Below are 6901 nucleotides of genomic sequence, written 5' to 3' on the forward strand. Positions count from 1 at the left end.
AAATGCAAAATACCCATCAAACGCGTGAAACATGTGTTTGATGGGTATTTTGTGTATTTTTATGAATAAATCAGGTACAGTAATGCTATTAAAGAATTTGGTATTAACTAAGCCTTTTAAGTCTCTTTCCGTTTCAAACCCCTTCATAGTAGACAGTTGAGATTGAATATGATGTGCTGACTCGCCATCACCTGTCTCTGCCAATGCCTTCTTAGCAACATCCACACTTGCTAACGAAGAATCGCGCGGCGTTCGAATTTCTTTATTGTTACCAGAGCTTTTTTGCATGCCACTACCATTTTGATTGGTACCTTGGGGATTCTGCGCATCCTTTTCAGCAGCTTTCTTCAAGTTCTCAACCGCCTTTTGACTTTTCTCCTTGGCTGCCTTCTGATCCACTTCCCGTTTTTCTTTCACAAATTGTTTAGCCTTATCGTTATCAGATTGTTTGGATTCTTCAATCTCATCAGCTTGAGAAGAGTTCTCGTCGATTTTTACTTCACTGCTTGGTTCTTCTGATACAGGCTGCTGGTCAACCTTGTCTTTCTCAGAATCATCTTCTTTTTTAGCAGTCTTATCTTCAGCTCCCCCTTGCGCTTTGGCTGTCTCAACTCGTTTGGCCGCGTCCGTCTGGTCGCTGGCCATTTCGTCTTTTTCAGCTTCGACCAATACCTGATTCACCAAATTGTCATCCTGCAAGTTGCCATCGATATTTTTGTTAGTGGCCGCAGTGGTCCCCTTGGCCTTTTGAGCATTCTTATTCACCACCGTCAATGTCGGCAGTTCAACTTTTTTCTCATCAACCATCACCGCCAGTTCATAACGATTGGCAGGCCGATTGAATTTAACCGGTAAGGCCACCTCAAGATCGGTCATGTCGATTGCGTGCTGCCACTGAATAGTTGAATTCTTGCCATCAATATCAACCACAACTTTGGCACTACCATTTTTAAATTGATACTGCCGCTTTTTGATTGTTAACATGTCTCGGTCATACTCAAATTTCACCTTACCAGCCGACGACAAAGAACCCACGGTCACGTCAAAGGTTAGTTTCACCTTGTCACCCACTTTGGCAGTTGTTACTAACTGGCGCTTATCATCGATCAATTTAGCGTTTTTAGTCGCAATTTCATCAGTCGCCACGACATCGGCCACGGCGGCCCCAACCGTATAGAAGTTACCGAATAACAAAGCTAGCACCCCAACGAACTGCATGATGCACCCCTTCTTGAATAATTTCATGATTTTTTCCTCCGCCGTCGTAAGATTACGTATATATTATCCTTACAATAAGTTTATCAATAAAATTTGGCTATTTTAGAAAGGAAGTATGAACTTTCATATTTGTTAATTAAACTTAGCGATATCATTCAAAAAGAGTAATACACTGGTTAAACAGCTTTCCCAGCCATCAGAATTTAGCCGTAAAAAATGCCATTCAACTAGTGAATGGCATTTCTTGCTAATCCGATGATAATTGTTACTTTAAATTCCTTTCTATTTGGTCTGTTTGCGTTTCGTGTAGTAAATCGTGACAACAACTGCCACCATTACCAGAATGATCACGCCAATGATTGTATAAAGTCTGCCGTCATCTTCGCCGGTCTGTGGTAAGGCCTGCTTACCAGTGTAGCCAGCTGATGGGAGTCCCTGTGGGCTAGTGATACCGCTAGTACCATTAGTCCCACTGGTACCATCGCTTGCTGGTAATGCATCTGGTTCGTCAATTGTTGCACTTGAATCTGGCTTGTCTTCGTCAGCTGGGAGTGGTAATTCACCCTCATCTTCTTCAAAATCGTTGTGGTAGCTGATGTTGTCGCTATCAGCGGTTGCCGTACCGAAGACGTGAGTGCCGGTGTATGCCGCGTCCCGTTTTGTCACACGAGTCGTGTAACCGTCCACCTTGTAGTCCTTTTCAGAAACTTCGTAGCGCGCACCCATTGGGAGGATGAACTTGATGCTTTGGCCGTGCGTCAATGTAAATTTAGCATTGCCACCTTGAATATCAATTCTCCCCTTAGCTACAGTTCCACCATTGGTAATCGTCTCCGTCTGGAAGATGCCATTTAATGGATTACCAGCACCGTCAACAGCTTCCAGGTTAAATTCGAACGCTCGGGTTCTGTTACCTGTTTGGTTGACAAATTTGTTAACGGAGAAGGAACCCATGGCAACATCGCCGTTTTTGGTGTTGGTGAAGTCAACGGTGCCGTTTTGGTTAGCAACCAGTCGGAATGGATCGGTCGTCATGCCTTTAACCTCTGGTGTGCCGTTAACCTTGTACGAAGTTACGTAACCATTGACGTATGCTTCACCTACCGCATAGTTGTGGTCAATTGGCAAGCCTGCTAACGTCAGTGTTTCGCCATTTTTTAACGTTATCAAACCAGATTCGCCGTCTTGGATCGTGACCGTTGTGTTTGTGGTATTGCCTTTTTGCTGAACCTTAACGGCCTTGTAGATCCCGCTTGCGCTAGAGTAGATTCTGAAATTGAAGTCTTGATTACTATCAGCGTCAGTGATGCCCTCACCGGCAAGGGTCTTGCTAATCTTCAAACTAGCAGTGTCTGGTGCCTGCTTACTGTTTGTGAATAGAACCGGGGTAGTTTGCTGGTTCAGAATTCTAAATAGTTCAGTTTGTTTACCCTCGTGGGTCGTAGTACCGTTGACCATCCAGTTTGTCTTGAAATTGGCCGCTCCTAATTCCGTCACCGAGAAATCCGTGTTAAGTGGTAATCCAGAAATGATCAGCCGTTCCTTGCTCTTCAAGCTAATCGTATTTGACATACCATTTGTCAATTGAACATCAAGTGATTGGACCGCACCGCTTTGAGTAAACTTGGTTGCTTTGAACTCACCACTAATTGCTGATCGAACCTGGAATTCAAATATCTGGTTTTCATCAGCTTCGGTAATTCCAGAGCCAGCTAGTTCCTTTTTCATTTGGAGGAAGCCGGTGTCTGGTTTGTGTTTAGCGTTAACAAACTCAACCGGAGTCATTTCACCATGAAGTTTAAAATTGGCGGTTTTGTGACTGTTTTGAGGAACAGTATTCAAGGCGTGGCTGATTTGGAAACCTTCATTCTCCAGCATTTCAGCTTCCATTTCCTCAACGTTGAATGTGACGTCAAGTGGCAGGCCGTCGATGGTGAGGGCTTCGGTGCCTTGAAGATTGATCTTGTATTCACCATCTGTATTAAAACTGACTGGAAGCTTGGTAATCGTGCCGTCTGTGTTTCGCTTAGCGGCTTGATATTTGCTAGCCACTTTTTCAGGATCTTCGGCAGTAATCTTGAATTCAAACTCCTTTGCTTTATCGTCAGTGGTAATACCATCACCAACGAGCGTCTTGCTGAGGTGCAGGGAACTCGTCTTCTTGGTGTTGGTGAATTTGACAGTTGATGGTGTCTTTTCATCGGTTACAAATTCACTTGTCTCATTACCTGACATCGTCGAGCCCTTGCCAACTGACCATTCAGGGACATACCCAGCCGGATTAAGTTCGGTAACGACCACCTTAGCACCATCTGGGAGACCCAAGATTTTCAGCTTTTGGTCGTGTTTGAGTTCGAAATATCCGGGTGATTCTGCACTAAATTCCTCATCGTCAATTCGAGAAATCTTTCCGTCCTTAAACTCAACTCGGCCAGAGGAAACTGTTTGACCAGTAGCATTGCTGATTTCATAAGCAAAACCTTTCTTGTCAGCTTCCACGTCGTTATCCTCTGTCTCATCATCTCCAGTAGTAATTCCTTGACCATTTTCGTCTTTAGCAACAATTCCAAACTGGAACTGCCTGCCGTAATCCGCATTTGCCAAAGGAGTTCCCTTAACCTTCTTCTCAATTTCCACGATTGTTCCTGGGACGTGGTTGTTGAAAATTAATGGTGGGAGACAAGGCTCATCACAATCATTATTCTCTAGAACAACTTTATGTGAATTATCTTCATCCTCATGCTTGCCGTATTGATGACTAACCTCATACCCCTTCGTTGTTTCGGTTGTTTCAACTGTTAAGCCCTTAGGAAGATATATTGTAATTGATTGGTCGGCTTCGAGTTTAATTGTTGTTTTGTAATCATCACTATCCTTTTTAAATTCTAGTTTAAATTCTTCGTCTCTATCACTCATGATCGCGTTAAATTCTTTGGACTCTCCCCATTCCTTTCCAGGATCCTTGATAACCACCTCAAACGTGAACTCAGTATGCTTCGGCGGAACAACGCCACTCAAAGTTTTCTTGATCGTCAGTGGTATATGACCGTTGTTGACATTCTCAAACAGAATTAGATTTTGAACGTTCGGCTGATTTAATTCAATCTCTGCTTCTTTTCCTTCTTGACGAGATCCATTATCAACCTGCGTATACGTCTCAAAATCGCCAGCGGTTGTTTCAATTACCTTGAAATGGGTTGCATTCTCTGGTAGTCCGAGAATCACCAGCTTTTGTCCATGTGTTAACTGGATCTTTGTGGGATCATAGCCTCCGTAGTTAATCTCGCTTGCAACACCATCACCATTAAAAGTAATTTTCCCAGTATCATTAATTACGTCCCCTGAACGGGCATTTTTAACTACGGCTTTAAACTCTTTGTTTTTAATGGAAGCAACCGTATTGCCAACGCCTTCAACAGTAAAGTCAAACTTGGTAAGATCGTTAGGCATCGTGCCACTAACTTGTTTTTCAAATTCAAAGGAATTACCTTTTTGCTCATTGATAAACTTCAGATGTTTTCCATCCGTGTTAATCGGCCCAACGTAGTGGTAATCACCATCCTTATCCGATCCAGAAGGCGCTTCACCATAGTCTCCGTCAATCCAGTACTTTGTATACTTGTACGTGTCGTCTTGCCGTTCGTAAACTTTAAACTGCATGTTCTTCGGCAATTGAATTTTATTGTAACCTTCACCGTGACGAAGTTGAATAGCTTCTCGACTACCATTAATCGTAATTTGGTTTGCCTTGCCGCTAACAAAGTGGAATGTCACTTTCGTATCACTTCCACCGGCATGTTTCCAACCCTCGATGTCGCCAGTGAAGGTCTCATCCGGATCGCCATCTTCGTTAATTGCTTCAAGGTAGAAGTTAAACTGCTTACGATCCTTATCATTTGCAACATTTGGTCCCTTAATTGTCTTGGAAAAAGCAAATTCACCAGGCACGATTGAATTGGTGAATGAAGCAACCGTACTGTCGGTTTTTTCACCCTCTTGAAGTTTGAACAGGCTAGTTTCTTTTCCTCTAAGCCTACCAGATGAACCATTTGAGGTATTGATCAACCGGTGGGTCGTGTTATACCTTTCCGCATTTAACTCTTTGATCATGAAATTCTGATTCTGCGGTAAGCCAAAGATTTTGAGCTGTTGATCATCTTTAATTGCAGGAAGTCCGATAGCAATACCATCTTCAAAAGTTACTGTCCCCTTAATTGGTTGATCATCTCTACCATTAACTGGATCCCCGCTTTTATCATATACAGCATATTCAAAGCTACCAACAAAATCTTTGTTAACTGCTTCCAAGTCACTGACTGCTTTAACCTCAAAGTTGAATTCATCTTTCGAAGTTTCTAGACCGTTGCTGTTAACCCCTTTTTTGATGATTAAGTCACCGTCGTATGGGTTGGTTACTTCGAGAACGTAGACAGCTTTGCCTTCGTCAACATCGTTCATTGTGAACAATTTGGATTCATACTGTTCGAACCGACCACTTAGTCCTTCCGTCTCAACAATTCGATATTTGCCAAAGGCGGTAAGGTCCATGAAGGTTGCCATACCATTAGCACCAGTTCTTAATTTATAAACTTCTGGCTTGGCATCCCCTTGATCAACAGTCGTCATAACATCTTGCCAATGACCATCTTTATCCATTTGTTGAAGTTTAAATTCAACTCCTTCAAGCGGATCACCGGTTATATCATCTCGCTTAATGACGTTGACACTAAAGTGCTTGATGCTACCCCAAGCCTCAATTCCTGACTCAAGCACCGTCCCTTGTGTAAACTTTTTTTCACCAAGGCTTAGGGTTACCTTATTCTCAAAGTCTGCTCCCACCGTCTTCTGAATTTCAGTATAATACTGTACGATTAGTGGTCCATCAAGTTCATACCCTTCTTTAAACTGAATTGTCATTTTATCCAAATGAAGAGAGTATTCAAGGGTGTAGTTGTTTGAATTGATTGGTGGTTCTAATGGATCATACTCAACCTTTTGCTTATCTTTATTTCCTTCATCTTCAACTTGACTTCGTTGCGCTTTAAAAATCTTAACATGATAGTCACTATTTTTAACTTGTAAATGGTTTTGGTTATCACTGGTAATTTGGTCAACTAATTGAATTGGCCCAGTGAACTTTTTACCTTCACCATTTACCAGCACATTCCATTTGATAGCCGTAATCTCTCGCCCTTCATCATAAATGGTTTCTTTCTGACCGCTTTTATCTAGTAGATAACCTGCGTCAGTATATGACGTTTGGGCAGACGTTTCGAGATCGTTACCAGCCACTGTTGATACCTCAATCTTATTATTAAACAACCACTTCTTTAAGTGTTCATAATCCTTTGTAGAGTCAAGTGACAAACTTTCTACATCTGAACTGTAGTCTAAGACGATGATGTTATAGTCACCATTTTCAACGAATTCTTTCCCTTCCGTCGTTAGAGTGATTTTAAGTTCAAAACTTGTTGTAGTTAACTGTTCAAAGGACAATGTATAGTAATCAGTTACGTTTCCCGTATGTTTTTCTACTTGGTCACCCTTTTCGTTTAATTTACCAAATGATACCTTAATATCTTCGGCTGGGTTTTCTTTATCATAACTCCTGATTTATTCATAAAAATACACAAAATACCCATCAAACACATGTTTCACGCGTTTGATGGGTATTTTGCATTTT

General features: G+C 42.0%; 2 protein-coding genes. Both read right to left on the reverse strand.

What is annotated here, in order from left to right:
- Window positions 1-1245, reverse strand: a 1245-nt coding sequence (locus tag QUF07_RS12795) for an adhesive domain-containing protein (RefSeq protein WP_353960969.1), incomplete at its 3' end; no start/stop codon positions are given.
- A 255-nt stretch (window positions 1246-1500) separates the two neighbouring features.
- The gene (locus QUF07_RS12800; RefSeq protein WP_289427783.1) at window positions 1501-6714 is read right to left on the reverse strand and encodes a DUF7601 domain-containing protein; all 5214 of its coding nucleotides are present in this window, start codon (window positions 6712-6714) and stop codon (window positions 1501-1503) included.
- Window positions 6715-6901 lie beyond the last annotated feature (187 nt).

It is taken from the genome of Lentilactobacillus sp. TOM.63, assembly GCF_030361045.1.
Classification (GTDB): Bacteria; Bacillota; Bacilli; order Lactobacillales; family Lactobacillaceae; genus Lentilactobacillus; species Lentilactobacillus dabitei.